This window comes from Nonomuraea sp. NPDC023979 (assembly GCF_040639085.1).
Classification (GTDB): Bacteria; Actinomycetota; Actinomycetes; order Streptosporangiales; family Streptosporangiaceae; genus Nonomuraea; species Nonomuraea ceibae.
On record NZ_JBEZZG010000002.1, the window covers coordinates 293504 to 319785 of the forward strand.

General features: G+C 71.3%; 25 protein-coding genes. 12 read left to right on the forward strand and 13 right to left on the reverse strand.

The window, feature by feature from the left end:
• Positions 1–22: 22 nt before the first annotated feature.
• Positions 23–925, reverse strand: coding sequence for a permease-like cell division protein FtsX (gene ftsX / locus AB0G11_RS04680; protein ID WP_219499519.1), 903 nt, complete (start codon positions 923–925; stop codon positions 23–25).
• A 20-nt stretch (positions 926–945) separates the two neighbouring features.
• Entirely contained in the window at positions 946–1635 is a 690-nt protein-coding gene (gene ftsE / locus AB0G11_RS04685) for a cell division ATP-binding protein FtsE (RefSeq protein ID WP_091079803.1), read from the reverse strand.
• A gap of 202 nt (positions 1636–1837) precedes the next feature.
• Here ftsE and AB0G11_RS04690 point away from each other — a divergent pair, with 202 nt between their 5' ends.
• A complete protein-coding gene (locus AB0G11_RS04690; RefSeq protein WP_219499522.1) occupies positions 1838–2029 on the forward strand; it encodes a hypothetical protein in 192 nt (63 codons plus the stop codon).
• Here the strand turns inward: AB0G11_RS04690 and prfB are convergent.
• Positions 2015–3130 (reverse strand): peptide chain release factor 2, encoded by a 1116-nt coding sequence (gene prfB / locus AB0G11_RS04695; RefSeq protein ID WP_357583999.1) that lies wholly within the window; start codon positions 3128–3130, stop codon positions 2015–2017. The genes AB0G11_RS04690 and prfB overlap by 15 nt on opposite strands.
• A 47-nt stretch (positions 3131–3177) precedes the next feature.
• On the opposite strand from prfB, the gene AB0G11_RS04700 reads away from it, so the two are divergent.
• The 4 genes from AB0G11_RS04700 to AB0G11_RS04715 all read left to right on the forward strand — a co-directional run bounded on the left by AB0G11_RS04700 (position 3178) and on the right by AB0G11_RS04715 (position 5766).
• Positions 3178–4200: a hypothetical protein gene (locus AB0G11_RS04700; protein ID WP_357584001.1), complete on the forward strand. Its 1023-nt coding sequence runs from the start codon at positions 3178–3180 to the stop codon at positions 4198–4200.
• 71 nt (positions 4201–4271) lie between these two features.
• On the forward strand, positions 4272–4880 hold the full coding sequence (locus tag AB0G11_RS04705; RefSeq protein WP_219499528.1) for a glyoxalase: 609 nt from the start codon (positions 4272–4274) through the stop codon (positions 4878–4880).
• A 41-nt stretch (positions 4881–4921) separates the two neighbouring features.
• Positions 4922–5350: a helix-turn-helix transcriptional regulator gene (locus tag AB0G11_RS04710; RefSeq protein ID WP_219499937.1), complete on the forward strand. Its 429-nt coding sequence runs from the start codon at positions 4922–4924 to the stop codon at positions 5348–5350.
• A 5-nt stretch (positions 5351–5355) separates the two neighbouring features.
• A complete protein-coding gene (locus AB0G11_RS04715) occupies positions 5356–5766 on the forward strand; it encodes a VOC family protein (RefSeq protein ID WP_219499531.1) in 411 nt (136 codons plus the stop codon).
• Between the two features lie 48 nt (positions 5767–5814).
• Here AB0G11_RS04715 and AB0G11_RS04720 read toward each other — a convergent pair whose 3' ends face one another.
• The 4 genes from AB0G11_RS04720 to AB0G11_RS04735 all read right to left on the reverse strand — a co-directional run bounded on the left by AB0G11_RS04720 (position 5815) and on the right by AB0G11_RS04735 (position 12354).
• Positions 5815–10680, reverse strand: coding sequence for an NAD-glutamate dehydrogenase (locus tag AB0G11_RS04720; protein ID WP_357584003.1), 4866 nt, complete (start codon positions 10678–10680; stop codon positions 5815–5817).
• 38 nt (positions 10681–10718) lie between these two features.
• A complete protein-coding gene (locus tag AB0G11_RS04725) occupies positions 10719–11525 on the reverse strand; it encodes a tryptophan 2,3-dioxygenase family protein (protein ID WP_219499535.1) in 807 nt (268 codons plus the stop codon).
• Between the two features lie 83 nt (positions 11526–11608).
• Positions 11609–11809 (reverse strand): zf-HC2 domain-containing protein, encoded by a 201-nt coding sequence (locus tag AB0G11_RS04730; protein ID WP_219499537.1) that lies wholly within the window; start codon positions 11807–11809, stop codon positions 11609–11611.
• Complete coding sequence (locus AB0G11_RS04735; RefSeq protein ID WP_219499940.1) at positions 11809–12354, reverse strand: sigma-70 family RNA polymerase sigma factor; 546 nt, start codon at positions 12352–12354, stop codon at positions 11809–11811. The genes AB0G11_RS04730 and AB0G11_RS04735 overlap by 1 nt, the downstream gene beginning before the upstream one ends.
• A gap of 117 nt (positions 12355–12471) precedes the next feature.
• On the opposite strand from AB0G11_RS04735, the gene AB0G11_RS04740 reads away from it, so the two are divergent.
• Genes AB0G11_RS04740 through AB0G11_RS04755 form a run of 4 tightly spaced genes read left to right on the forward strand, consistent with a single transcriptional unit; the run spans position 12472 to position 16870 of the window.
• On the forward strand, positions 12472–13116 hold the full coding sequence (locus AB0G11_RS04740; RefSeq protein ID WP_219499539.1) for a DUF4142 domain-containing protein: 645 nt from the start codon (positions 12472–12474) through the stop codon (positions 13114–13116).
• Positions 13113–14531, forward strand: coding sequence for a DUF1996 domain-containing protein (locus AB0G11_RS04745; protein WP_357584005.1), 1419 nt, complete (start codon positions 13113–13115; stop codon positions 14529–14531). Before AB0G11_RS04740 ends, AB0G11_RS04745 begins: the two co-directional genes overlap by 4 nt.
• A 49-nt stretch (positions 14532–14580) precedes the next feature.
• Positions 14581–15360: a hypothetical protein gene (locus AB0G11_RS04750; protein WP_219499541.1), complete on the forward strand. Its 780-nt coding sequence runs from the start codon at positions 14581–14583 to the stop codon at positions 15358–15360.
• A 28-nt stretch (positions 15361–15388) separates the two neighbouring features.
• Positions 15389–16870: an NADH-ubiquinone oxidoreductase-F iron-sulfur binding region domain-containing protein gene (locus AB0G11_RS04755; RefSeq protein ID WP_308125577.1), complete on the forward strand. Its 1482-nt coding sequence runs from the start codon at positions 15389–15391 to the stop codon at positions 16868–16870.
• On the opposite strand, the gene AB0G11_RS04760 is transcribed toward AB0G11_RS04755, so the two are convergent.
• Together AB0G11_RS04760 and AB0G11_RS04765 are read right to left on the reverse strand one after the other, a co-directional pair.
• Positions 16867–17496 carry a GNAT family protein gene (locus AB0G11_RS04760; RefSeq protein WP_219499542.1) on the reverse strand — a complete coding sequence of 210 codons (630 nt, stop codon included), beginning with the start codon at positions 17494–17496 and terminating at the stop codon, positions 16867–16869. The genes AB0G11_RS04755 and AB0G11_RS04760 overlap by 4 nt on opposite strands.
• Before the next feature lie 38 nt (positions 17497–17534).
• Positions 17535–18476: an AraC family transcriptional regulator gene (locus tag AB0G11_RS04765; protein WP_219499544.1), complete on the reverse strand. Its 942-nt coding sequence runs from the start codon at positions 18474–18476 to the stop codon at positions 17535–17537.
• A 106-nt stretch (positions 18477–18582) separates the two neighbouring features.
• Here AB0G11_RS04765 and AB0G11_RS04770 point away from each other — a divergent pair, with 106 nt between their 5' ends.
• Both AB0G11_RS04770 and AB0G11_RS04775 read left to right on the forward strand, forming a co-directional pair.
• Positions 18583–19524 (forward strand): NADP-dependent oxidoreductase, encoded by a 942-nt coding sequence (locus tag AB0G11_RS04770; RefSeq protein ID WP_357584007.1) that lies wholly within the window; start codon positions 18583–18585, stop codon positions 19522–19524.
• Positions 19521–20078, forward strand: coding sequence for an NAD(P)H-dependent oxidoreductase (locus AB0G11_RS04775; protein WP_219499546.1), 558 nt, complete (start codon positions 19521–19523; stop codon positions 20076–20078). The genes AB0G11_RS04770 and AB0G11_RS04775 overlap by 4 nt, the downstream gene beginning before the upstream one ends.
• Here the strand turns inward: AB0G11_RS04775 and AB0G11_RS04780 are convergent.
• From AB0G11_RS04780 to AB0G11_RS04790, 3 genes are read right to left on the reverse strand one after another with little or no spacing between them, the layout of a single operon-like run.
• The gene (locus tag AB0G11_RS04780) at positions 20068–22029 is read right to left on the reverse strand and encodes an acetoacetate--CoA ligase (protein ID WP_219499548.1); all 1962 of its coding nucleotides are present in this window, start codon (positions 22027–22029) and stop codon (positions 20068–20070) included. The two genes, AB0G11_RS04775 and AB0G11_RS04780, sit on opposite strands and share 11 nt — an antisense overlap.
• A gap of 58 nt (positions 22030–22087) precedes the next feature.
• Positions 22088–22945 (reverse strand): serine hydrolase, encoded by an 858-nt coding sequence (locus AB0G11_RS04785; RefSeq protein ID WP_357584009.1) that lies wholly within the window; start codon positions 22943–22945, stop codon positions 22088–22090.
• The gene (locus AB0G11_RS04790) at positions 22942–23859 is read right to left on the reverse strand and encodes a LysR family transcriptional regulator (protein ID WP_357584011.1); all 918 of its coding nucleotides are present in this window, start codon (positions 23857–23859) and stop codon (positions 22942–22944) included. Before AB0G11_RS04790 ends, AB0G11_RS04785 begins: the two co-directional genes overlap by 4 nt.
• 108 nt (positions 23860–23967) lie before the next feature.
• Here AB0G11_RS04790 and AB0G11_RS04795 point away from each other — a divergent pair, with 108 nt between their 5' ends.
• Positions 23968–25548 (forward strand): penicillin-binding transpeptidase domain-containing protein, encoded by a 1581-nt coding sequence (locus AB0G11_RS04795; protein ID WP_357584013.1) that lies wholly within the window; start codon positions 23968–23970, stop codon positions 25546–25548.
• Here the strand turns inward: AB0G11_RS04795 and AB0G11_RS04800 are convergent, their stop codons facing one another.
• Entirely contained in the window at positions 25549–26268 is a 720-nt protein-coding gene (locus AB0G11_RS04800; RefSeq protein WP_219499944.1) for a haloacid dehalogenase-like hydrolase, read from the reverse strand.
• Between the last annotated feature and the right edge of the window lie 14 nt (positions 26269–26282).

Below are 26282 nucleotides of genomic sequence, written 5' to 3' on the forward strand. Positions count from 1 at the left end.
CTTCGACCTTACCGGCGTTTCGTCAGACCCTGAGGTAGCGGCGAAGCGTGACGAACGACGCCAGCACACAGATCAGCACGCCGATGACCATGGTCAGGGTGATCACGGAGGCGACGTCGTTCCAGCCGATCTGCGCCCCTAGCGCCAGGTAGCGGCCGATCTCCTCGAACAGGAAGACCTTGGCCACGATCAGCATCACGGCCGCGAACACGCCGCCGACCAGGCCGGCGATCATGCCCTCCATGACGAAGGGGAGCTGGATGTAGAGGTTGGAGGCGCCGACCAGCCGCATGATGCCCGTTTCGCGCCGCCGGTTGAACGCCGACAGCCGCACCGTGTTGCCGATCAGCAGGGCCGCCGCGAGCACCAAGATGATGGCGACCGCCAGCGCGCCGCCACGTAGTTTGTCGAGCATCACGAAGAACTTCTCGATCAGCTCTTTCTGGTTCATCGCCTGGGCGACGCCCGGCTGGCCGTTCAAGGCGTCGATCACCGGTTGGTACTTGTCGGGATCGGCCAGCTTGACGCGGAACGAGGTCGGCATGTCCTCGACCTTGGTCGCGTTGACCAGCGGGTTGTTGGCGGCGGAGTCCTGGAAGTTCTCGTAGGCCTTGGCCTGGTCCTCGAAGTAGACCTTCTCGACGCCGGGCATGGCCTTGATCTGCTGCTCCAGCGCCTTCGTCTGGGCGTCGGTGATGGCCTTGCCGTTGCAGGCGGGTATCTGGCTGTTCTTGGCGCAGAGGAAGACCGACACCTCGACCTTGTCGTACCAGTAGCCCTGCATCATCGTGACCTGGGCGTTGATCATCAAGCCGACGCCCAGCATCGCCATGCCGACAGCCACGGTGATGATGACCGCGATCGTCATGGTCAGATTGCGACGGAGGCCGATCCAGACCTCGGAGAAGATGAAGTTCGCCCGCATGATGTGTCAGCTGCTCCCTGTCAGTACGCCTGGCCGTAGACGCCACGCGACTGGTCGCGGACGATCTTGCCGTCCTCCAGCTCCACGACACGCTTGCGCATGGAGTCGACGATGGCCGCGTCGTGCGTGGCCATGACGACCGTGGTGCCGGTCCTGTTGATCCGGTCGAGCACCTTCATGATGCCGATGCTCGTCGCGGGGTCGATGTTGCCCGTGGGCTCGTCCGCCAGCAGGATCATCGGGCGGTTGACGAACGCGCGGGCCATGGCGACGCGCTGCTGCTCGCCGCCGGAGAGCTCGTCGGGCATCCGGTGGGCCTTGCCCTCCAGGCCGACGAGCTCGATGACCTCCGGCACGACCTTGCGGATGAACCGCCGGGGCTTGCCGATGACCTCGAGGGCGAACGCCACGTTCTCGTAGACGTTCTTGTTGGGCAGCAGCCTGAAGTCCTGGAAGACGCAGCCGATGCGGCGGCGCAGGTGCGGCACCTTGAAGTTGGAGAGGCGGGCCAGGTCCTTGCCGGCGACGTGGATCGCGCCGGAGTTGGGCCGCTCCTCCTTGAGGATCAGTCGCAGGAACGTGGACTTGCCTGACCCCGAAGGGCCGACGAGGAACACGAACTCGCCCTTGTCCACGTCGACGGAGACGTGGTCGAGAGCGGGCCGGTTCTGGTTCGCGTAGACCTTGGTGACATTATCGAAATGGATCACGAGAGCATCACGGCATGCCAGTCTAGGGGTCAGGACGGAGCGAGGGTGGCACATGCCCACTTCCCGCCGCACGCCGATCGGGGACGCCCATCTTTACCGATGATCGACGTTCCGATTGGCCAGAGCACAGTCTAGGGGGAAGACTGGCATGGAACGTCCATAACGGAAACAAAACGATTGTGCGGCTAGACTTGGGGCTGACATGAGTTGCCAACACCTCGTATGCGCGCAGTGCGCCCACCCAGTCATCGAGGGCCGGTGCGCTCTGTGCCGCGCCAACCGGGAGCGGATGCACGGCCACGGCTTCGCCGGGCTGTCACCCGCCCTCATCGTCACGCTGCTGGTCGTGCTGCTGTTCGCGGCCCTGGCCCTGCGGCACCTAGGCGGGCTCTGACTCCTGGCGGCGCATCCAGCGGATCTCCGACTCGATGAAGCCGTCGAGGTCGCCGTCGAGCACCGCCGACGGGTTGCCCGCCTCCGTGCCCGTGCGCAGGTCCTTCACGATCTGGTACGGGTGCAGCACGTAGTTGCGGATCTGGGTGCCCCATGACGTGGTCGTGGCGCCGCGCAGCTCCGACATCTTCTCGGCCTCCTCCTGGCGCTTGCGCTCCAGCAGCTTGGCCTGCAGCACGTTCATCGCCGTGGCGCGGTTCTGGAGCTGCGAACGCTCGTTCTGGCAGGAGACCACGATGCCGGACGGCAGGTGGGTGATGCGGACGGCCGAGTCGGTCGTGTTGACGCCCTGGCCGCCGGGGCCCGACGAGCGGTAGACGTCGACGCGGATCTCGTCCTCGTTGATGTCGATGTGGTCGGTCTGCTCCACGACCGGCACCACGTCCACGCCCGCGAACGACGTCTGCCGGCGGCCCTGGTTGTCGAACGGGCTGATGCGCACCAGCCGGTGGGTGCCGTGCTCGCCGCGGAGCGTGCCGTAGGCGTAGGGGGCCTTGACGGCGAACGTGGCCGACTTGATCCCGGCCTCTTCGGCGTAGGAGGTCTCGTAGACCTCGGTGGAGTAGTTCTTCCGCTCGGCCCAGCGCAGGTACATGCGCAGCAGCATCTCGGCCCAGTCGGCCGCGTCGACGCCGCCGGCCTGGGAGTTGATCGTCACCAGGGCCTCACGCGCGTCGTACTCGCCCGACAGCAGCGTGCGCACCTCCAGCGCGCCGATGTCGGAGCGCAGCGAGGCGAGCTCGCGGTCGGCCTCGGCCCGCGTGTCGTCGTCGCTCTCCTCGGCCGCCAGCTCGAAGAGCACCGACAGGTCGTCGAGGCGGCGCACCAGCCCCTCCACGCGGTTGAGCTCGCCCTGCATGTGGGAGAGCCTGCTGGTGACCTTCTGCGCCTTGTCGGGCTCGTCCCACAGGTCGGGGGCGGCCACCTGCTCCTCCAGCTCCTCGATCTGCTTGCGCATGCCGTCGAGGTCGAGCACGTCCTGGATGCTGCGCAGCGTGCCCGCGAGCTCGTTGATCTCTTCTGCCGGATCGATGACTGCCACGTCTCCCTAGGGTACGCGACCCTCGCGTGCCCGAATAACATGGCGAGGTGCGTGTACACGGTCGGCTGAAGGCGCTGGCACTCACCGTCGCCTTGCTGACGGGGGCGGCCGGCTGTTCCAGCGCTGCCGCCCCGGCTCCCGGCCCGGCGGCGACACCCCGGGGCGCCACGCCCACGCCCTCGCCCACGGCCTCCCCGACGGCGCCCGTCACCGCCGTGACGCCGGAGGAGGCGGCCGAGGTGTTCGCCACCTTCACCGCCACCGACAACCTGCTGCGCGCGGCCGGTGACCAGCGGCTCGACATGGAGCTGACCCGCGACGCCGAGGCGCGGCTCACCGCCGCCGCGTTCCTGTCGACCTCCGGCAAGCCGCCGACCCGCGCCTGGGGCTCCCCCACGCTGTACGTCCCCCGCTTCCCGGCAGGCGAGCGGGCGCCCTGGTTCAGCGTGGTGGCCACCCGCGACGGCCACCCCACGGTGCTGACCTTCGCCAAGGCCGGCGACTGGCGGCTCGGCGCCGCCGCCCGGCTCCTGCCCGGCCGGGAGCTGCCGCCCGTCGCGCTCGACCCCAACGGCTACGCCACGGCGATCCCCGCCGACGACAAGGCCATCACCGTCAGCCCGCAATACCTGGGCCCCCTGCACGCCACCGTCGCCGAGACCGGCGGCGACGGCGTGGCCGCCGGCCTCATCGCCGCGGGCCCCCACACCACCGAGGTCGCCACCCAGATCACCGCCGACCGCGAGAAGGCCAAGAAGAACGGCTTCAGCTACGACTCGATCTTCACGGCCAACGACTTCCCCGTCTACGGCCTGCGCACCGCCGACGGCGGCGCCCTGATCCAGTACGCGCTCTCGCGCACCACCACGACGACCACGAAGACGGCCGAGGACGACTACATCCCGGTCCCGTCCTCCGCCCGCTGGGCCATCTCCGCCCCCGTCGTCCGCCGCACCCTCCGCCTCTCCGAGGTGCACCAGTACGTCACCTCCGTCCCCGCCTCCACGACCCGTAAGGCCGCCGAGGTCATCGCCCACGACGGCTCCCTCGTCCGCGCCGGCGGCGACTGACGCGGCGCGGCCCCCGTACCGGTCAGGAATCGAGAAGCCTCCGGGCGGGGCCCGCCACTAGCGTCGGCGACATGACATCCATCGACTCCGTCACCCTTGAGGTGGACGACCTCGCCGCCGCCGAGAAGTTCTACTCCGCCGCCTTCGGCCCGTGCGAGCAGCTTCGCCTGCGGCCCTCGGAGGCGCCGGCGACCGGCTTCCGCGGCTTCACGCTGTCGCTCGTCGTCTCCCAGCCCGCCAACGTGAACGCCTTCTTCGACGCCGCCGTGGAGGCGGGAGCGACGGCCCTGAAGCCGGCGGCCAAGTCGCTGTGGGGCTACGGCGGCGTGCTGCGGGCCCCCGACGGGACGGTCTGGCAGGTGGCGTCGTCGTCGAAGAAGGACACCGGCCCGGCCGCCCGGCAGGTCGACGAGTTCGTGCTGCTGCTGGGCGTGGCCGACATGGCCGAGAGCAAGCGGTTCTACGTGGAGCGCGGCCTCACCGTGGGCAAGAGCTTCGGCAGCAAGTACGTCGAGTTCGCCGCCGGTTCGAGCCCGGTCAAGCTGGCGCTGTACAAGCGCAAGGGGCTGGCGAAGGTCGCCGGCGTGTCCCCCGACGGCTCCGGTTCGCACCGGCTCGTGGTCGGCGCCGACGCGGGTGCCTTCGCCGACCCGGACGGCTACCTGTGGGAGACGGCGTAGTGTGCCGCCCCGGCTGGGGGCGCGCGGACCTCGCCGCCCCGGTGCGGGTCCAGGACGACCTGACGCGGCTGCGCCGGGTCAAGGACCGGATCGACCGCGAGTACGCCCAGCCGCTGAACGTGGAGGCGCTGGCCCGGGGCGCGCACATGTCGGCCGGGCACCTGAGCCGCCGGTTCCGTCAGGCGTACGGCGAGTCTCCGTACTCCTACCTGATGACGCGCCGGATCGAGCGGGCGATGGCGCTGCTGCGGCGCGGCGAGCTGAGCGTCACGGAGGTGTGCTTCGCGGTCGGCTGCTCGTCGCTGGGCACGTTCAGCAGCCACTTCGCCCAGCTCGTGGGCGTGCCGCCGAGCGTCTACAGGCGGCAGGCGGCGGGCGCGACGGAGGGCATGCCGTCGTGCGTGGCGAAACAGGTGACCAGACCGGTCAGGAATCGGGGGGCGTCGATGACCGAGCCGCAACTACCGTAACCGTCATGGACATCACGATTCACTCCAGTTTCCTGCCGCATGACGATCCGGACGCCTCGCTGGCCTTCTGGCGTGACGCACTCGGCTTCGAGGTGCGCTCCGACGTCGGGCAGGGCCGGATGCGCTGGATCACGGTGGGGCCGGCCGGGCAGCCGGGCACGTCCATCCTGCTGGCGCCGCCGGCCGCCGATCCTGGCGTGACCGAGGACGAGCGCCGCACGATCGCGGAGATGATGGCCAAGGGCACGTACGGGTGGATTCTGCTGGCCACGCCCGACCTGGACGGCACGTTCGAGCGGGTGGCCGCCAGCGGGGCCGAGGTGGTGCAGGAGCCGACCGACCAGCCGTACGGGATGCGCGACTGCGCCTTCCGCGACCCGGCGGGCAACCTGGTGCGCATCCAGCAGGCAGGCTGACGCCGGCGCAGGCGCCCCCGGAGGAGACGCCCACGCCGGGTCGCCGGGCTATGCCTCCGCGCGGGGCAGGCTGCTCGCCGAGACGAGCGTGCGGATGGCGCGCAGCGCGACCGACAGGGTGGCCAGGTCGAAGTTGTCGCTCTCCCAGATCTCCGACAGCGTCTGCCGCGAGCGTCCGACCGCCGCCGAGTTGGCCTCCGACCAGCGGGCCAGCCGCTCCTCCGGAGGCAGCCCCGGCGTGCTGTGGGCCAGCACGTCACGGGTGAGCGAGGCGTGCGCCGCGTACAGGTCGTCGCGCAGGGCGGCCCGCGCCATCGCGTTCCACCGGTTGTCGCGGGGCAGCGCGATGACCCGCTCGCGCAGCCGGGCGAGCTGGAGGCGGTCGGCCAGGTCCCAGTAGACCTCGGCCACCTCGTTGACCGGCCGCCCGGTCACCGACGCGACCTCGACCAGGTCGAACGTCGAGTAGGCGGGCACCATGGCCGCGACCCGCTCGGCGAGGTCGGCCGGGACGCCCCGCGCCACGAACGAGTCGCGGCGCTCCTCGAAGGCGGCCAGGTCGGGCCCGGTCAGCAGCTTGGGCATGTGGGTGAGCAGCCCGTTGACGCCCTTGACGAAGAAGCCGATCGAGCCCGCCAGGTCCAGCGGGGGCCGCCGGTTGGTGAGCAGCCACCGGGTGCCGCGCTCGGCGAGCTTGCGCGCCTCCAGGAGCATGGCGAGCTGGGTGGCGTTGTCGACCTGGTTGTCCAGGGCGTCGATCTGCCGGTAGAAGCTGGCGAAGTCGAAGACCTCGCGGGCGACCAGGTAGGCGCGGGCGATGTCGGGCGTGGACGCGCCCGTCTCCTCCCCGACGCGGAACATGAACGTGGTGCCCATCGAGTTGACGAGCTCGTTCACCACGCCGGTGGTGATGATCTCGCGCCGCAGCGGGTGCACGTCCATGTACGTCCTGAACCGGTCGCGCAGCGCCGACGGGAAGTACGACACGAGCCAGGAGGCGAGATACGGGTCGTCCGGCAGGTCGCTGCCGAGCAGCTCGGCGTCGGCCACCAGCTTGGTGTAGGCGAGCAGCACCGAGAACTCGGGGGCGGTCAGCCCCTCCCTGGCCTGGCGGCGCTCGGCGAGCACCTTGTCCGACGGCAGGAACTCCAGCTCCCGGTTGACCAGCCCGTCCCGCTCCAGGCGGCGCAGGTAGCGGGCGTGGATGTGGAGCATCTCGACCGACTGGGCGCGGGCGGCGGCCAGCACCACGTTCTGCGCGTGGTTGTCGCGCAGCACCAGCTCGGCGACCTCGTCCGTCATGGACGTGAACACCTGGTTGCGCTGCTTGTCGGTCAGCTCGCCGTCGCGGACGACCTGGTCGAGCAGGATCTTGATGTTGACCTCGTGGTCGGAGGTGTCGACCCCGGCCGAGTTGTCGATGAAGTCGGTGTTGACCAGGCCGCCGTTGAGCGCGAACTCTATGCGGGCGAGCTGGGTGAAGCCCAGGTTGCCGCCCTCGCCGATGACCTTGCAGCGCAGGTCGGCGGCGGCGACGCGCAGCGGGTCGTTGGCCTTGTCGCCGACGTCGGCGTTCGACTCGGACGACGCCTTGACGTACGTGCCGATGCCGCCGTTCCACAGCAGGTCGACGGGGGCGCGCAGGATGGCGCTGATGAGGTCGTTGGGCGCCAGCGAGGTGACGTCGGCGGGGATGCCGAGCGCCTCGCGCATCTGCGGGGTGATCTGGACGGACTTGGCGGTGCGCGGGAAGACGCCGCCGCCCGCCGAGATCAGCTCGGGGTCGTAGTCGGCCCAGGAGCTGCGGGGCAGCTCGAACAGGCGGCGCCGCTCGGCGTAGGAGCGGGCGGCGTCGGGGTCGGGGTCGACGAAGACGTGGCGGTGGTCGAAGGCGGCCACCAGCCGGATGTGCTGCGACAGCAGCATGCCGTTGCCGAACACGTCGCCCGACATGTCGCCGATGCCGGCCACGGTGAAGTCGGTCGTCTGCACGTCCACGCCGGTGGTGCGGAAGTGGTACTTGACCGATTCCCAGGCGCCCCGGGCGGTGATGCCCATGGCCTTGTGGTCGTAGCCGATCGAGCCGCCGGAGGCGAAGGCGTCGCCGAGCCAGAAGCCGTACTCCTTGGCGACGCCGTTGGCGATGTCGGAGAACGTCGCGGTGCCCTTGTCGGCGGCCACGACCAGGTAGGTGTCGTCGCCGTCGTGCCTGACGACGTCCGGCGGGGGCACGACCTTGCCGTCGACGAGGTTGTCGGTGACGTCGAGCAGGCCGGAGATGAACATCCGGTAGCAGGCGACGCCCTCGGCGAGCAGTTCCTCGCGCGACCCGCCCACGGGCGGCCGCTTGACGACGAAGCCGCCCTTGGAGCCGGTCGGCACGATCACGGTGTTCTTCACCATCTGGGCCTTGACCAGGCCGAGGATCTCCGTCCGGAAGTCCTCCATGCGGTCCGACCAGCGCAGCCCGCCCCGGGCCACCTTCCCGAACCGCAGGTGCACGCCCTCCACGCGGGGCGAGTAGACGAAGATCTCGAACTTCGGCCGGGGCAGCGGCAGCACGCTGATCGCCTGCGGGTCGACCTTCAGCGAGATGTACGGCTTGCGCCGCCCGTCGACCGTCTGGAAGTAGTTGGTGCGCAGCGTCGCCTGGATCATCTCCAGGTACGCGCGCAGGATCCGGTCCTCGTCGAGCGAGGCGACCTCGTCGAGCGCGCCCAGGATCTCCTCGTGCAGCGCCTCGGCCAGGTCGAACCGCGACTCGTCGGTGCGCCGCGGGTCCAGCCGGGCCTCGAACAGCTTGACGAGCAGCCGGGCCAGCCGGATGTTGCCCAGCACCACCCGCTCCATGTAGCGCTGGGAGAAGGTGCTGCCCGCCTGGCGCAGGTACTGCGCGTAGACGCGCAGGATCTCGACCTGCTCCCAGGTCAGCCCGGCCTTCAGGATGAGCGCGTTGAAGTTGTCGGCCTGCACGTCGCCCCGCCACAGGGCCATGAGCCCGTCCTGGAAGAGCTGCTTGAACGCGTCGCGGTCGACCTCAGGAGAGGGCGTGTAGCGCAGCCCGAAGTCGTAGATCCAGGCGTTCTTGGTGCGCGGGTCGTTGTCGCGGTCGATCTCGTACGGCCGCTCGTCGACGACCTCGACGCCGAGGCGCTGGATGAGCGGCAGCACCTGGGACAGGGAGATCGGCGAGCCGACCTTGTAGATCTTCAGGCGCCGCTCGCCCTCGGCCGCGTCGTACGGCTCGTACAGGTTGATCTCGATCTCGCCGTCGGCGGCGACCTGCTCCAGGCGGCGCAGGTCGTTGACCGCCATCTTGGGCGGGAAGTCGGCCTTGTAACCCTCGGGGAAGGCGGACTGGTAGCGCCTCAGGAGGGCCGGGGCCTCCTCCTCGGAGGTCAGCTCCAGCAGCGCCGAGCCCAGGTCGTCGGTCCACGAGCGGGTGATCGCGGCCAGCCGCGCCTCCAGCTCCTCCACGTCCACGCCCGGCGGCGGGAGTTGCTTGCCGCGCTCGCCGCGGATCACCACGTGCAGCCGGGCCAGCGCGGACTCGCCGATCATCGCGCTGTAGTCGAGCGTCCGCCCGCCCAGCGCCTTGAGCAGCACCTCCTGCATCCGCAGCCGCACGTCCGTGGTGTAGCGGTCGCGCGGCAGGTAGATCAGGCAGGAGATGTAGCGCCCGTAGTCGTCGCGGCGCAGGAACAGCTTGACCTGCTTGCGCTCGCGCAGCCGCAGCACGCCCATCGCGATCGGCAGGAGCTGGTCGATCGAGGTCTGGAACAGCTCGTCACGCGGGAACGTCTCCAGGATCTCGATGAGGTCCTTGCCGTCGTGGCTGTCGGGGGTCAGCCCGGCCAGTTGCAGCACGTCGGCGAGCTTGCGGCGCAGCACCGGGATGCGCGAGATCGACTCGTTGTAGGCGACGTGCGTGAACAGGCCGAGGAAACGGCGCTCGCCGATCACCTCGCCGTCGGGCGAGAACAGCTTGACGCCGATGTAGTCCAGGTAGGCGGCGCGGTGGACGGTGGCGCGCGAGTTGGCCTTGGTGATGATCAGGAGCTGCTTCTCGCGGGCCTTGGCGCGCACCTCGGGCGGCAGCACCGAGAAGCTCTCCGAGCCGATCTTGTCGTGGCGCAGGATGCCGAGCGCGGCGCCGGGCAGCGCGCGCAGCGCCTCGCCCTGCTCGGTCTCCTCCAGCCGGTACTCGCGGTAGCCGAGGAAGGTGAAGTGCCCGTCGGCGAGCCAGCGCAGCAGGTCGAGGCTGTCCTCGACCTCGGCGGGCTCCAGCGGCGGCGGGTTGACGCTCAGGTCCTCGGCGGTCTGCACGGCCAGCGCGCGCATCTTGGCGAAGTCCTCGACCGCGTGGCGCACGTCGGTGAGCACCCGCTGCAGGTCGGTCTCCAGGCTCCGCAGGACCTCGGGGTCCGGCTGCCTGTCGATCTCGATGTGCATCCAGGACTCGACCAGCATCTGGCCGGTGACGTCCTCCTGGCCGCGGCCGAGCATCCTGCCCGTCATGTCGCGGCGCACCCGCATCTGCGGGTGGACCACCAGGTGCATGCCGATGCCGTGCCGGTCGAGCTCCATGGTCACGGAGTCGACGAGGAACGGCATGTCGTCGGTGACGACCTCCACGACGGAGTGGCCCGGGTCCCACCCGTTCTCGTCCAGGGTGGGGGTGTAGGCACGGACGACGGCTCTGCCCTGGGGGCGCGTCTCGGCGAGCTGGCGCTGGGACATCGCCGGGCCGTACACGTCGACGGGGTTGCGATCGAGCAGGTCCTCCGGCGCGACGTGCCGGTAGTAGACGCGCAGGAAGGACAGTGCCTCATCGGGGCTCACATGATCGCTGCTCACCGCGCACCGTTGCGCGGCTCTTTGGAGCAGCTCATCCTTGGCCTCGTCGAGCGGCATTTCGCTCTCACTCCTTTGTGAGGGTTCGCCTGGACTTCTCACAGCCAGGCTCTGAGTTCCCACAGCTGCGGGAAGTAGTGCAGTCGGACGCGTCCCCGCAGGTAGGGTGCGCCCGTCGAGCCGCCGGTGCCCGATTTCGTACCGATCTGCCGTTCGACCATCTGCACGTGGCGCATGCGCCACTGTGCGGTGGTCTCGTCATGCGTCAGCAGGTCTTCGGCCAGTTGCCACAGGTCGTCGTACGACCGGCGATCCCTCGCCACGGCCAGCAGCGAGCCCATGATCTCGTCATCGTCGGAGACCGGCAGGCCACGCTGGGAGAGGGCGGTCAGATAAGCATCCCACAGCGTGGGCTCCTCCAGTCGCCGTCTCAGCCGGGCGATCTCGGTGTCGTCGGCGTCGCGGAGCCGAGCGAGGTAGCGGGCGTCCTTGGCGCCTGACAGGAACTCCAGCTCGCGGAACTGCACGGACTGGAACCCGCTGGCCGGCGCCAGCTTGGACCGGAACGCCAGGAAGTCCTGGGGCGTCATCGTCTCCAGGACCTCGACCTGCTCGATCAGCACCCGCTCCACCGCGTGCACCCGCTTGAACTGGTGCCGAGCCCGCCACAGCTCACCGTCGAACATGGCGGTCCTGGCCACCTCCAGCTCGTGCAGCAGCAGCTTGAACCACAGCTCGTAGACCTGGTGGATGGTGATGAACAGCAGCTCGTCGGGCGCCTGCGACTCGGGGCGCTGCTGGTCGAGCAGCTCGGGCAGGCGCAGGTAGCCGCCGTAGGACAGGCGGCCGCCCTCCTCACCGAACTGGCGGTCGCGAGGGGCGGCCGCATCTTCGCCGATGCCCACCGAACACCTCCCCTGACCGCCCGGTCCTGGGTGACCGGGCGTACGCCTCGCCGTACCGATATCACCCGAAAAGGGGAAATACGTCAACGCGACATCGACATCGGCGGATCGTCTCCAGAGGAGGCGGAGGGCTCGCGTTTGAGCTCGTCGAGCCGGTCGGGAACCCCGGCGAGCTCGACCAGCTCGGCCTGGCACCGTGCGCACACGTCGAGGTGACGCTCGAACGCCTCGTGCTCCTCGTCGTCGAGGACGCCGAGAACGTAGGCGGCCACCCCGTCATGCATCAGCCGGCTACCCCCTTGTCCCGCAAAAGTTCACGGAGCGCCCGGATGCCGTAGTAGAGCCGGGACTTCACCGTGCCCGGCGGGATCCCCAGAATCTCCGCCGCTTCACTTATCGTACGGTCCCGAAGGTAGGTCTGTTCAATGACTTCACGGTGTTCGTCCGAAAGGCTACGGAGCGCATCGGCGACCACGATGGCCGACAACGCGCGCTCGGAGCCGTCCGGCACCGCGAGCATGTCGACCTCAGGCGGCTCGACCTCGTGAGGTCTCACGCTCCTGCGCCGACGTCCGTCGATGACGATTCTGCGGGCTACTGTCAGCAGCCACGCCCAGATGAGGCCCGGTTCCCATTGCAGTCTTGCCGAGTTACGCCAAGCTCGGACGATCGTCTCCTGCACCACGTCCTCGGCCCATTGAAGATCGTTACCGGTCGACTTGCGTACGTGGCGCAGTAGAGGGCCGCCGAACTCTTGGTAAAGCACCGCGATGCGGTGCTCGGCCTCGGCATCCGCACTCTCGAACCTGCCGTCGAGGTGACCTAGCACGGGGCACATCTTTACACCTTCGTTATCACTCTGGCAGCCACTCCGATAACTCCAGTCATTTCTAACTATCTCTGGGCATAGCTGAACCAGTCGGGAAAAGACCGCGTACCTTCGACCATGCACAGGCTTTTGCGCGGCGAAGTAGTGATGTTCGGCGGCTTCGCACTCGCGGCATCGCTCACGATTCTGCTGATCATGCCGCAGGCGAACACCGCCGTCCTGACCGAGGTCACCCAGACGGCCGCCGGCCCCCTCGGGCCGGCCGACCGCGACTTCCTGGTCAAGGTACGGCAGGCGGGTCTCTGGGAGATCCCCGTCGGGCAGTGGGCCCAGCAACGAGGCGACTCCGCGCGGGTCAAGGACGTCGGAGCGCACCTCGTGGAGGACCACAAGAAGCTCGACGCCCAGGTCCGCCGGTTGGCTGCACGGCTCGCCGTGCCGCTGCCCGACCGGCCGAGCCCGGACCAGCAACGGTGGATGGCTCAACTGGCCGCCGAGACCGGTCCGGCGTTCGACCGGGACTTCGCCAGGCTGCTGCGCGCCGCGCACGGCAAGGTGTTCGCCGTCGTGGCGGACGTCCGAGCCGGCACCCGCAACACGGAGATCAGAAAGTTCGCCCAGACGGCGGTGACGGTGGTCATGCGCCACATGACGCTGCTGGAGTCCACCGGGCTCGTCGACTTCGACGAGCTGCCCGAACCCCCGATGCCCGTACCCGCAGCACCCGCCCCCGCGGCGGCCGACCCAAGGAGACAACCTTGAGATCCAGACGCATGGCCGCGGCCATGTCCGCCCTGGCCATGGTGGCCGGCGGGCTGGTGTCCGCGGCCGTCATCGGCAGCGCGCCACCAGCCAGCGCGGACCAGTGCGAGGTCGACAATCAGCGACCCCCGGACCAGCGCCAGGACCAGGCCCCGCAGGACCCCGAGGAGCAGGTGCCGCAGGACCCCGACGACCAGGCCCCCCAGGACCCGCAGGAACCCCAGGACCCGCAAGCCCCTCAGGACCAGGACCAGGACCAGGACCAGGACCAGAACCAGGACCGGGACCGGGGGCAGCAGCAGGACGACGGCGACGTGTTCGTCCAGGGCGGGGGCGTCGCGCCGGCGCTGGAGCCCGTCGAGGAGCCCACCGCGGAGACCTTCGGCCGCCGGGGCCGCCCCACCCGCACCCCCACCCAGCAGCCCACCCAGCAGCCCACCCAGCAGCCCACGGACGAGCCCACAGAGGAGCCCACCGGCCAGCCCACCGAGGAGCCCACCGAGTCCCCGTCGCCCTCCCCCTCCCCCACCGGTGAGGAGAGCGACTGCACCGACGTCGGCCCCTTCCCCGCCGACTTCGTCGACATCCGGCAGGTCCCGCCGTCCCAGGGCGACGCGCGCCTCGGCCGGACCGGCTCCCGAGGCTCGTTCGTCTCCCGCTGCGGGACGAACGGCGAAGGCCACCACAACCCGGACAACTTCATCGTCGCCCCCGGAGTCCGCAACGGCGCACACCACCTGCACGACTACGTGGGCAACCTGTCGGCCGACGCCTTCTCGACCGACGAGAGCCTGGAGGCGTCCGGCACCACCTGCCGCCTGGGCGACAAGTCCACCTACTACTGGCCGGTGCTCCGCAACCGCCAGGTGGACGCCAACGCCGACGACCCGGACGGCAACGTGGGCCAGGTGCTCCGGCCGCGCTCGGTGACGCTGCAGTTCCGTGGCAACGCGACCTCCCGCGTGACGGCCATGCCCCGCTTCCTGCGGATCATCATGGGCGACGCCAAGGCCGCGACGAACGGCGGCGCCAACGCCCGCGCAGGCTGGAGCTGCACCGGCTTCACCAACCGGATCAGCCCGGACAAGTACCCGCTGTGCCCGCGCGGCAGCCAGGTGGCCCGCATCCTGGACTTCCCGAGCTGCTGGGACGGCCAGAACACCGACAGCGCCAACCATCGCGACCACATCGTCTTCCCCGACGAGGGCGGCGCCTGCCCGCAGGGCACCAGGGCGGTCCCGCAGTTGCGGATGACGCTGACGTACTCGGTGCCGCCGGGCCGCTCGTTCGCCGTGGACGCCTTCCCCGAACAGCTGCACAACCCGGTCACGGACCACGCGGACTTCGTGAACGTGATGCCCGACCGCCTGATGTCGTTCGCCGTCAACTGCATCAACCGCGGCCGGCGCTGCTGACCCGGCGACCCTCCCGAGTCGCACCCTCACCCGACCTTGGAGGGAACCGATGCTCCACAGAAGACAGCCGCGGCACGCCCCGGGCGGCCTGGACGCCAGGAACGTCCGGCTCGGGGTGAGCGCGTCGATCGCCGCCGTCCTGCTGTCGGGGATCGCCCTGACCATGACGGAACGCGGGATCGAGCTGCTCGGCCGCGGGGTGGCCTTCCTTGAGTACTTCGCCGGCGTGTTCGCGCTGGTGTCGCTGACGGCGACGGTGGCGCTCGGGCTGCTCACCACCGAGCGCGTGTTCCTGTCGCCGGCGAACCGGGTCCGCGCGCAGCTCGCCCACCGGGCGGCGGCGTTCGCGGGCACGGCGTTCCTGCTCACGCACGTGGCGCTGATGGTCTCGCTGGGGCACGTGCCGCCGGCCGCGCTGCTGATCCCGATGGCGGGGATCTGGGTGGGCCTGGGCACGCTGGCCTTCGACCTGATGATCGTCGTCGTGGTGACGGGGATCGCCCGGGGCCGGTTCGCGGTGACCGGCAGGCCGTGGATGTGGCGGCTGATGCACGCCACGGCGTACGTGTCGTGGCCGGTCGCCATCCTGCACGGGCTGACGGCGGGCCGGTGGGCGGCGAGCTGGGTGGCCTGGTCGTACATGGCCAGCCTGGCGGCCGTGGCGTCGGCCCTGCTCGTGCGGCTGCTGGCCACCATGCTGCGGCCGCCGCTGATGGCCGAGCAGGTGGACGCGCCTGCGGTCAGTGCCGCTCCGGCCGAGCCGGCCGAGCGGATGGACGCGCCGGTGAGCCTCGCCGAGGCCCGGCGGAAGTACCGGGAAGCGGGATGAACCCGCACAGGACAGAGCAGGAGTGGCCTTGATCCCGCATTCGGTGCCGCGCGTGCTGCGCATGGGACCGGCCCGGCTCACCGCCGGCCTCGACCACACCCGGCGGCTCGACCTGCCGGCGCACCGCACGCTGCACGGCGACCAGGTGCCGCGCACCCTCGACGACATCATCGCCCAGGTGGAGGAGGTGGACATGCGCGGGCGGGGCGGCGCGGCGTTCCCGTTCGCGCGCAAGCTGCGGGCGGTCGCCGACGCCCGCCGCGGGCGGGAGAGCGTGGTGCTGGTCAACGGCGCCGAGGGCGAGCCCGCCAGCTCCAAGGACGCGATGCTGCTGGTCCGCAACCCGCACCTGGTGCTCGACGGCGCGGTGCTCGCGGCCGAGGCGTTGAACGCCCGCGAGGTGGTCGTCGCCACGGTCGAGGGCGAGGTCGCGGAGGCGTCGATCACCGCCGCCGTCGCCGAGCGGCGCGCCGCCAACGTGGCGGGCGCGGCCGAGAGCCGCATCGGCATCAGGGTCGTCGGCCTGCGGGAGCGGTTCATCTCCGGCGAGGGCGGCGCGCTGGTGCGGGCGGTCAACGGCATGGACCCGGTGCCGCCCGGCCGCAAGCGGCGAGCCAGCGAGAGCGGCGTCGACGGACTGCCCACGCTGCTGTCCAACACCGAGACGTTCGCCCAGCTCGCCGTGCTCGCCGAGCTCGGCCCCGAGCAGTACGCCAAGACGGGCACCAGCAGGGAGCCCGGCACCGTGCTGCTCAGCGTGAGCGGCGGGGCGGCGACGGCGGCGGTCGTGGAGGCGCCGACCGGCACGCCGCTGATCGACGTGCTCGACCTGTGCGAGGCGGAGATCGGCGACGGGGTGCTGATCGGCGGCTACCACGGCGCCTGGCTGGACGCCGAGACCGCGGTCTCCGCCGTCGTCTCGCGCGAGGGCATGAAGCTGGCGGGCGGCAGCCTCGGCGCCGGCATCGTGGTGCCGCTCGGCGAGTCGACCTGCCCGGTCGGCGAGGCCGCCCGGGTCGCCGCGTACCTGGCCGCGCAGTCGTCGGGCCAGTGCGGCCCGTGCCGGCTCGGCCTCCCGGACGTGGCGCGGGCGCTCGGCGCCCTGGTGGAGGGCACGGGCTCGATCGACGCGGTACGGCGTTCGGTGCGCTCGGTCGAGAGGCGGGGCGCGTGCTTCCATCCGGACGGCACGGCCAGGTTCGTGCTGTCGTCGCTGGACGCGTTCGAGAGCGACATCGCCCTGCACCTGGAGCACGGCTCGTGCGGCCGGCCGGTGCGCGGCGTGCTGCCGCTGCCGGAGCCGGAGGACGAGCCCGAGTATCGCCTGGACGTGGACTGGACCCGCTGCCAGGGCCACGGCCTGTGCGCGCACCTGCTGCCGGAGTTCGTGGAGCTGGACGACTACGGCTTCCCGTCGTTCCGGACGGTGCCGGGCTGGATGGTGAAGGAGGCCAGCCGCGCGGTCGGCATGTGCCCGGCCCTCGCGCTGCGGCTGGCCCGCGCCGGTTAGAGGCCGAGCAGGGGCAGGCAGGGCTCCAGGTGGTGGATCTCGATGCCGGGCACCGGGGTCCAGTCGGCCCTGGGGAGCCGGAACCTGCGGGAGACGACCGGCTTGCCCTGCCGCTTGTAGAGGGTGACGCCGTCGTCGTGGTAGCCCAGCTTGCCGGTCACGGCCAGGGACGACGGGTTGTCGGCGAACGCCTCGGTGGTGGCATGGGCGGCGCCGAGCCCTTCGAAGGCCAGGTGCAGGATCGCGGCGCGCATCTCGGTGCCGATGCCCATGCCCTGGAAGCGGTGGCCGAGCCAGGAGCCGGACTTCACCTCGCGCAGGACGGGGAAGTCGGCGCCCATGATGCCCTGCGTGCCGACGACCTGGCCTTCGTACACGGCCACGAAGTTGAGCGACCAGTCGTCGGGGGTGAGCGCGGCCCACTGGCGGAAGTGGTACTGGATGGTGGAGCGGGCCCGGTCGGCGGGCGCGGCCTCGCTCCACGGGTGGACGAACGGCATGACGCCGGCCTCGTGCACGCCCTCGGCGGCGCGCTCGGCGAGTTCGTCGAGATCCTCGAGCGACGGGAAGCGCAGTTCGATCCTGGGGGTGGTGACTGAAAGATTGAAGAACGGCCAATTACGCATATTTTCCCACTTCCGCGATCAAACTGAAGAACACCCCATTATCGGGATTGCGGGAGCGGGCAACTCAGGCGGCGGTACTTTCCCGGGGCCATGCCGTGCTCCCTTTTGAACGCGTTCGCGAAGGCGAACTCGGACCCGTACCCGACCCGGGTGGCCACCTCGCTCAGCGGCGCGTCGGACGAGCGGAGCAGCCGGGCTGCGGTGGAGAGCCGCCACCAGGTGAGATAGCCCAGCGGCGGCTGCCCGACCAGCATGGAGAAGCGGCGTGAGAAGGCGGCCCGCGACAGCCCGGCCCGTGCGGCCAGCGACTGCACGGTCCACGGGTGGGCCGGGTCGCGGTGGATGGCGTCGAGCGCGACGCTGACGGCGGGGTCGGCGAGCGCCGCCGCCCAGCCGTGGGACTCGCACCGCTCGGGGTCGGCCTCGATGTGCGCGCGCAGGATGTAGAGCAGCAGCATGTCGAGCAGGGACGCCACGACGGTGTCGGCCCCCAGGCGCGGGTCGGCGACCTCGCTGGCCAGCAGGCTGACGGCGGTGCGCAGCTCGGGATGGTGGCCCAGCCGGGCGGGCAGGTGGATCAGGCCGGGCAGGTTGAGCAGGATCGGGTGGGAGCGCGACTCGTCGAGCCGGTAGCCGCCGCAGAGCGTCACCGTGACCGCCCCGGGCCCGCCGACGGAGGCCGAGGCGTAGAGCTGGGCCTCGTCGCCCGGGTCGCAGGCGGTGTGGGTGATGGGCGTGGTGGGAGAGTCGGCCAGCGCGTAGCCGTCGCCGCGAGGGAAGAAGATCACGTCGCCGACGCCCAGCGGGAAGGGCTCGCCCTTGTCGGGGATCACCCAGCAGGAGCCCTCCAGGATCACGTGGAACCCGGCCGAGCCGGGCCCTGAGGCGAAGCGCTGGCCCCACGGCGCGTGCCAGGCGATCCGCGTGGAGTTGGGCAGCCCGACCCGCATGCCGGCGATCACATCACTGAGCACGTCCATGACCAGAGTCTACCGTGAAAGACGATCGCGTATAAAAGGCAGTCACTCACGCATTGGATGTCGCGTCTGAGCCTCCTACGGTTGCATCAACCGAAAGGAGCTCCACGTGAGCCGAACCATGCGGGCCGCCCGGGTGCACGCCTACGGCGGCCCGGACGTCATCCGCTACGACGAGCTCCCCGTGCCGTCGCCCGGCCCGGGCGAGGTGCTCGTGCGGCAGGCCGCGACCTCGTTCAACCCGTCGGACGCGGGCCTGCGGTCCGGGTACCTGCACGAGGCGCTGGGCATCACGCTGCCGCACACGCTGGGCTGGGACGTGGCGGGCACCGTGGCCGCGCTCGGCCCCGGCGTCACCGCCCTGGAGGTGGGTGACCCGGTCATCGGGCTGGTCGCGGGGGCCGCCGCCGAGTACGTGGTCGCGCCCGTGGACCTGCTGGCCCCGGCGCCGCGCTCGATCCCGCTAGCGCACGCGGCGGCGATCCCGGTGGCCGGGCTGACGGCGTGGCAGGCGGTCCACGAACAGGCGGGGATCGGGCAGGCGGGGATCGGGCAGGCGGGAACCGGGCAGGCGGGAAGCGGCGCCCGCGTGCTGGTCAACGGCGCGGGCGGCGGGGTCGGCCTGTTCGCCGTCCAGCTCGCCAAGCTCGCGGGCGCGACCGTGATCGCCACCGCGAGCCCGCGCAGCGCCGAGGCGGTCCGCCGGCTGGGCGCCGACGAGGTGGTCGACTACACCACCACGCCGCTGCCCGGCGGCATGGACGTGGTGCTCAACCTGGCCGCCGTGCCGCCGGAGCAGGCCGCGGCGCTGGCGCCGCTGGGCCGGACCGTCATCACGATCGCCACCCCGGTCGACGCGCCGAACGCGCGCCACTTCATCGGCCGCGCCGACGCCGGTCAGCTCACCGAGCTCGCCGGCCTGATCGACAAGGGCGAGCTCGTCGTCGAGATCGCCGAGACCCATCCCCTGACCGGCCTGACCGAGCTGCACCGCAGGGCCGAGGCCGGTCGCACCCGTGGCAAGATCCTCATCACCCTGGAGAACTCGTGATCGACATCGGCATCGTGATCGGCAGCACCCGTCCCGGACGCAACGGCGAGAACGTCGCCCGCTGGGTGCACGACCTGGCCGCCAAGCGTGACGACGCCCGGTTCGAGCTCGTGGACCTGCACGAGCACGCGCTGCCGCACCTGGACGAGCCGCAGCCCGCAGCGGCGGGCAGCTACGAGAACCCGCACACGCTGGCGTGGTCGGAGCGGATCGCCCGCTTCGACGGCTTCATCTTCGTGACGCCTGAATACAACCGCTCGACCAGCGGCGTGCTGAAGAACGCGATCGACTTCCTCTATGCCGAGTGGGCCGACAAGGCGGCGGCGTTCGTCAGCTACGGCGTCGACGGGGGCGTGCGGGCGGCCGAGCACCTGCGGCAGGTGCTCGGCCAGCTCCAGGTCGCCACCGTCCAGGCCCAGGTGACGCTCTCGCTGTTCGCCGACTTCGAGAACCTCTCCGAGTTCAGGCCCGCGGCCCACCAGGAGGAGCGCGTCACCGTCATGCTCGACCAGCTCGTCTCCTGGAGCCGGGCGCTGCGCCCGCTCAGGGCGTGAAGTAGCGCAGCACCTCCGGGTTGGCCATCGCATCCGGGTTGGCGGCCTCCTCGACCGGGGTGCCGAGCAGGATCTTGCGCACCGGGACCTCCAGCTTCTTGCCCGACAGCGTGCGGGGGATGCCGGGCACCGCGTGGATCTCGTCGGGCACGTGCCGGGGCGACAGCTCGCGGCGCAGCGTCGTGCGCAGCTCCTGCTCGAAGGCGGGGGTCAGCTCGGCGCCCTCGGCGAGGGTCACGTACAGGAGCAGCCTGCCCTCGCGGCCGAGCCGGCCGGTGTCGATGACGAGGCTGTCGACGATCGGCTCGAAGCGCTCGACGACCCGGTAGAACTCGCTGGTGCCCATCCGGACGCCGCCCCGGTTGAGCGTGGAGTCGGAGCGGCCGTAGATGACGCAGCTCCCGTCGCGCTCCAGCTTGATCCAGTCGCCGTGGCGCCACACGCCGGGGTAGACGTCGAAGTAGCTGTCGCGGTAGCGCTCGCCGGTCGGGTCGTTCCAGAACATCACCGGCATCGACGGCATCGGCGCGGTCAGCACCAGCTCCCCGACCTCGCCGAAGACCGGTTTGCCCGAGGGGTCGAAGGACTCGACCCGGGCGCCCAGCGACCGGCACGGGATGACGCCCGCCCGGATCGGGTGCAGCACGGTCGCGCCGACGAACCCGGTGCACACGTCGGTGCCGCCGGAGAACGACCCGAGCGGCACCCCGGGCAGCTTCTCCGCCACCCAGGCGAACCCTTCGGGCGGCAGCGGCGACCCGGTCGAGCCGATGCCGCGCAGCCGCTCCAGCCCTTCGGGCGTCAGGCCCGCCTTCAGCGAGGCCATGATGTACGGCGCGCCCACGCCGAAGTAGGTCACCCCTTCGGTGGCGGCGATGCGCCACAGCGCGGCGGGCGAGGGATGCGTGGCCGCGCCGTCGTAGAGCACCGGCGTGGCCCCGACCAGCAGGGCGCCGATGAGGTAGTTCCACATCATCCAGCCCGTGGTGGTGTACCAGAAGAACACGTCGCCCTCCCCCAGGTCCTGGTGGAAGGTGAGCGACTTCAGGTGCTCCAGCACCACGCCGCCGTGCCCGTGCACGATCGGCTTGGGCAGCCCGGTGGTGCCGCTGGAGTAGAGGATCCACAGCGGGTGGCCGAACGGCACGCGCTCGAACTCCAGCGGCGCGCTCTGCGCGCGCAGCCCCTCCCAGCCGATCACCTCGCCGCGCGGCAGCTCCTCGTCGTGGCCGGGCGCGGGCTCGGCCTGCTGCGGCGCGCGCCCCTCGTCCACGGCGGCCAGGTACGGGATCCACACGGTGGCGCGCAGGCCGGGCAGCGCGGCGGCGATCTCGTTGACGGCGGCCGAGCGGTCGTAGGTCTTGCCGTTGTAGTGGTAGCCGTCGACCGCGATGAGCACCTTGGGCTCGATCTGCTTGAACCGGTCGACCACGCTGGGCACGCCGAAGTCGGGCGACCCGGCCGACCAGATCGCCCCCAGAGAGGCGGTGGCCAGGAACGCGATCAGCGCCTGCGGGATGTTCGGCAGGTAGCCGGCCACCCGGTCGCCGCGCCCGACCCCGAGCCGGACCAGCCCGGCGCGCACCCGCGCCACCTCCTCGCGCAGCTCGGCGTAGCTGATCTCCTGCCGGGCGCCGTCCTCGGAGACGAACACCACGGCCACGCCGTCGGTGCGGCGCAGCGCGTTCTCGGCGTAGTTGAGCGTGCTTCCGGTGAACCATTCGGCGCCGGGCATCGTTCCGGAGATGACGGGCCCGTCGCCACGCTCCCCGATGACCTCGAAGTAGTCCCAGATCGACGTCCAGAACTCCTCCGGCCGCTCGACCGACCAGCGCCACACGTCCTCGTAGGGCTCACCGGCGCGGCCCACCGACTCCAGATAGCGCGTCAGCCGCGCCCGTCCGGTGGTCTCGTCGGTGGGTTCCCAGAGCAGTGCACCTTCAGCAACCATGTGCCCCATCCTGTCGGCCGGTAGGCGGAAAGTCATACCCGACCTCCCACATAACTTGCTATCTCCTCAGGTGGTCCACCGCCATACGCGCGGCCGTGCCGATCACCGCGTCAGCGCGTGGCTGGTTGAGCGCGGTGGAGTAGGAGCGGGTGATCACGGCCACCGCGTAGCGCCCGCCGTCGGGGTACTCGACCACGCCCGCCTCGCCGCGCAGCGTCGGCAGCGTCCCGGTCTTGCCGCTGACCGCCACGTCGTCGTACGGGAACCCGGAGGCCAGCCGGTGCGGCCACACCTGGAGGTTGAGCACGCCGCGCATCCACGCGCAGGAGCCGGGCGAGGCCGCCTCGTCCCGCCAGATCAGCCCGAACAGCCGGGTCAGCTCCCGCGCGGTGCTGTGGTTGGTGCGGGCCGGGTCGAGCACGCGCAGCCGGGCCAGGTCGTCGGGTTCGAGGTACGGCCAGCCGTGCCCGGCGTCGTCGGCCATGCTCGTGTTGATCTCCCCGGCGCTCTGCAGCACCCGGGTGCCGGTCAGGCCGAACCCGTCGAGCATGGCGTTGACCGCCTCCCTGCCGACCCGGGCGAGCAGCGCGTCGGCGGCGGTGTTGTCGCTGACGGCGATCATCAGGTAGGCCAGGTCGCGCAGCGAGATCGTGACGTCGTCCAGCATCGCGGACAGACCCGTGGGCCCGGAGACGCGGTCGCGGCCGGTCACGGTGACGCGGCCGGCCGGGTCGAGCAGCCCGGCGTCGGCCTGCCGGCAGAACTCCACCATGAGCGGCACCTTGAAGATCGACGCGGTGGGCACCGGGTCGTCGGCCCCGTGACCGATCTCCCGGCCGGTGTCGACGTCGGTGGCCAGCAGCCAGCCGCGCACGCCGGCCGCGCGGAACACCGCCTCCAGGTCCGGACCGCTCATGCCAGCATCCCCGGCCTGCGGCTGACCCGCCGCACGGGCGTCGCGTCCTCGTCGGTCATCCCGGCGCGCTCCTTCAAGATCCGTACGGCCACGGCGGAGAAGTCGGTCACCGCCGCCGTGGCCGCCCGCCAGGCGGTGGAGACCCGGTAGGCGATGGGCGAGCCTAGCAGCGGACGCCAGGCCAGCCCCGCCACGTCCGCCTTGGGCCCGAACGCGACGGCGGCCCCGGCCATCACCAGGCCGAGCCCGGCGCCCTGGTGGACCTGCGCGGGCACGTAGCCGTGGCGGCGGCACTCGGCCAGCAGCTCGGCGTGGGCGCCGGGCTCGCCCTCCCGGGGCGGCATGAGCAGCTCGCGGCCGGCCAGGTCGGCCAGGTGCAACTCGCCCGATCCGGCGAGCGGGTCGCCGGCGGCCAGCAGCACGCCCTGCGCCTGCACCAGCGTCCGGCCGAAGTGCAGGCCGGGGGCGGTGACCGGGTGTCGGACCACGCCCACGTCGATCACGCCTTCGGCCAGCGCGCCGACCTGGTCGGCGGTCCAGATCTCGGCGGGCGCGAGGCGTACCTCGGGGTTGCTCTCGCGGAAGCCCTCGACGAGGGCGGCCAGGACGGCGGCGGCCAGGTCGGGCGGGACGCCGACCTTGAGGACGGCGGCCTGGCCGTGGCGGACCACCTCGTGCAGCCGGTCGACGCGGGCGACGATCTCCCTGGCCTCGCCGAGCAGCAGCCGGCCCGCCTCGGTGAGCCTGACCTGCCGGGCCGAGCGGTCGAACAGCCGCACGCCGAGCTCCTCCTCCAGTCGCTTGATCCGCTGGCTGAGCGGGGGCTGGGCCATGCCGAGCCGGATCGCGGCGTTGCCGAAGTGCAGCTCCTCCGCGACCACGGTGAAGTAACGCAAGTGCCGGACCAGGTCCATGAGCAGTGACTATAGCCAAATCCATATCGATGAACCGGCCATATCAGTATTGGACAGCCAGGCCGGGGCTCTGCTGTCCTCTGACGCATGGCTTCACAAACGGGGGCAATGTACGCACATCTCCGGCCGGAGAACCCGCCCAGACGGAGGCGGCGCTGGCCCTGGGTCGCCGGGGTGCTCGTCCCGGTCGTCGCGGCGGCCGGGACGTTCTGGATCCTGCGCACCACCGGATCGCCGGAGCAGGTCGCCGACGCCTACCTGTCGGCCTGGTCCGCGGGGGACTACCGGGCCATGCGCGAGCTGGTCGCCGATCCGCCGGCCGACTTCGAGCAGCGGCACCGGCAGTTCAGCGCCGCCGTCAAGGCCGAGCGGCAGACCTTCCACCGGATCACCACCGGCGGGGTCTTCGCCGCCGACGGCGCCGACACCGGCGAGGTCAGCTTCGGCGCCACCCTCAGCGGCGCCGTCGACTGGAAGTACTTCGGCGACCTGAAGTTCGTCGAGCGCGACCGCACCTGGAAGATCGACTGGACCCCGGCCACCCTGCACCCCTCGCTGACCCGCGACCGCACGGTGCGGCTGGTCACCGAGCGGGTCAAGGGCCTGGAGGTGCAGGCCGCCGACGGCACCCGCATCGACACCCCGGACGCGCCCGGCTCGGTGCAGCAGCTCGTCGCGGGCCTGGCGCAGACCTACCCCGACTGGTTCGCCGAGCGCGACAGCGACCGGATCGAGCTGGTCGAGAACGGCGAGGTCGTCAAGAACCTGCTCGACCCGCCGAAGTGGAAGCCGATCAGGACCACCCTCGACCTGAAGGTGCACCGGGCCGGCGCCGACGCCCTGGAAGGCGTGGACAAGCCCGCCTCGCTGGTGGCCGTGCGCGCCTCGACCGGCGAGATCCTGGCCGCGGTCAACAAGCCGGGCGGGTTCAACCGGGCGCTGCTTGGCAAGTACCCGCCGGGCTCGACGTTCAAGGTCGTCACCGCCTCCGCGCTGGTCGCCGACGGGGTCCGGCCGGACGAGCGGGTGAGCTGCCCGGCCGAGCAGAACATCGGCGGCTTCCCCTTCCACAACGCCGGCTTCAAGGACTACGGCACGCTCGCCTTCCGCGACGCCTTCGCGCACTCGTGCAACACCACGTTCGGCGCGATGGTCGTCGGCGACCTGGGTGCCGAACGGCTCGCCGAGGTCGCCGCCAGCTTCGGCTTCGGCGCCCCGATCAAGCCCGGCGTCCCGGCGGTCAAGGCCGACTTCCCCGCCCCCAAGGACGCCACCGACCTGGCCTCCGCCTCCATCGGGCAGGGCCGGGTGCTGGCCAGCCCGCTCAACATGGCCTCGGTCGCCGCCGCCGTCGCCGACGGCGCCTGGCGTCCGCCCCGGCTGGTCGGCGCCGACATCGCGCCCGGCGACCTGCGGCCCCGCAAGCTCGACGCCGACGTGGTGAGCGCGCTGCGCACGCTCATGCCCGCCGTCGTCAGCGAGGGCACCGCCCACGCCGTGCGCTTCCCCGGCGGGACGGCCGGCAAGACCGGCACCGCCGAGTACGGGTCGGGCAAGGAGCCGCCCGCGCACTCGTGGTTCATCGGCTACAAGGACGACCTGGCCTTCGCCGTCATCGTGGAGGGCGGCGGCGCCGGCTCGGCGGTGGCGGCCCCGGTCGCGGCCCGCTTCCTCGCCGAGCTGGGCTGATCAGCCCGCCTTGCGGTCGAGCGGGGTGGTGAGCGCCGCCACGGCGGCCACCACCTCGGCGGCGTCGGACAGGTCCGGCAGCACCACGTCGGCCCCGGCCTCGCGCAGCTCGGCGGCCGTCGACCGGCCCGAGGCCACCGCGATCATCGCGGCCCCGCCGATCCTGGCCGCCTGCACGTCCCGGGCCGAGTCGCCGATCAGCACCGTGTTGGCCGGCGTGAACGGGACGCCGAGCCGCTGCTTGGCCCGGCCCTGCGCGACCTGCAGCAGCGACGCCTTGGGGTAGACCTCCTCGCCGTAGCCGCCGAGCTCGAAGTCCACGTAGCGGTCCAGGCCGAACGCCTGGAGCTTGAGCACCGCGTTGCTCTTGATCGTGCCGGTGAGCACGGTCTGGATCACCCCGTCGAGCCGGGCCACGGACCTGAGCGCGTCCTTGGCCCCGGGCATCACCTTGCCCTCCTTGGGCAGCCGCTTGCGCCGGTCGGCGAAGGCCGAGGCCAGCGCGGCCAGGAAGCGCGGCAGGTGGTCGTCCTCGGCCTCGACGCCGTTGACCGCGAGCGTCTCGAAGACGATCTCGGAGTCGGGCCGGCCCATCGGCGGCACCAGCTTGACCAGCGGGCGCCCGGTGACCGCGCGGAACGCCTCGGCGTAGGCGTCGCGCGTCACGATCGCGACGTCGACCAGGGTCAGGTCGACGTTCCAGAGAACTAGGCGGTTGATGGCGGCCTCCTGAC

What these genes read in the sequence shown, in the direction of transcription:
- ftsX (WP_219499519.1), bottom strand. Translation starts at nt 925, where the DNA reads ATGCGGGCGAACTTCATCTTCTCCGAGGTCTGGATCGGCCTCCGTCGC.
- AB0G11_RS04720 (WP_357584003.1), bottom strand. Translation starts at nt 10,680, where the DNA reads ATGCCGCTCGACGAGGCCAAGGATGAGCTGCTCCAAAGAGCCGCGCAA.
- AB0G11_RS04690 (WP_219499522.1), top strand. Translation starts at nt 1,838, where the DNA reads ATGAGTTGCCAACACCTCGTATGCGCGCAGTGCGCCCACCCAGTCATC.
- AB0G11_RS04760 (WP_219499542.1), bottom strand. Translation starts at nt 17,496, where the DNA reads ATGCGTAATTGGCCGTTCTTCAATCTTTCAGTCACCACCCCCAGGATC.
- AB0G11_RS04780 (WP_219499548.1), bottom strand. Translation starts at nt 22,029, where the DNA reads ATGGTTGCTGAAGGTGCACTGCTCTGGGAACCCACCGACGAGACCACC.
- AB0G11_RS04705 (WP_219499528.1), top strand. Translation starts at nt 4,272, where the DNA reads ATGACATCCATCGACTCCGTCACCCTTGAGGTGGACGACCTCGCCGCC.
- AB0G11_RS04765 (WP_219499544.1), bottom strand. Translation starts at nt 18,476, where the DNA reads ATGGACGTGCTCAGTGATGTGATCGCCGGCATGCGGGTCGGGCTGCCC.
- AB0G11_RS04750 (WP_219499541.1), top strand. Translation starts at nt 14,581, where the DNA reads ATGCTCCACAGAAGACAGCCGCGGCACGCCCCGGGCGGCCTGGACGCC.
- AB0G11_RS04715 (WP_219499531.1), top strand. Translation starts at nt 5,356, where the DNA reads ATGGACATCACGATTCACTCCAGTTTCCTGCCGCATGACGATCCGGAC.
- AB0G11_RS04740 (WP_219499539.1), top strand. Translation starts at nt 12,472, where the DNA reads ATGCACAGGCTTTTGCGCGGCGAAGTAGTGATGTTCGGCGGCTTCGCA.
- AB0G11_RS04795 (WP_357584013.1), top strand. Translation starts at nt 23,968, where the DNA reads ATGTACGCACATCTCCGGCCGGAGAACCCGCCCAGACGGAGGCGGCGC.
- AB0G11_RS04790 (WP_357584011.1), bottom strand. Translation starts at nt 23,859, where the DNA reads ATGGACCTGGTCCGGCACTTGCGTTACTTCACCGTGGTCGCGGAGGAG.
- AB0G11_RS04730 (WP_219499537.1), bottom strand. Translation starts at nt 11,809, where the DNA reads ATGCATGACGGGGTGGCCGCCTACGTTCTCGGCGTCCTCGACGACGAG.
- AB0G11_RS04785 (WP_357584009.1), bottom strand. Translation starts at nt 22,945, where the DNA reads ATGAGCGGTCCGGACCTGGAGGCGGTGTTCCGCGCGGCCGGCGTGCGC.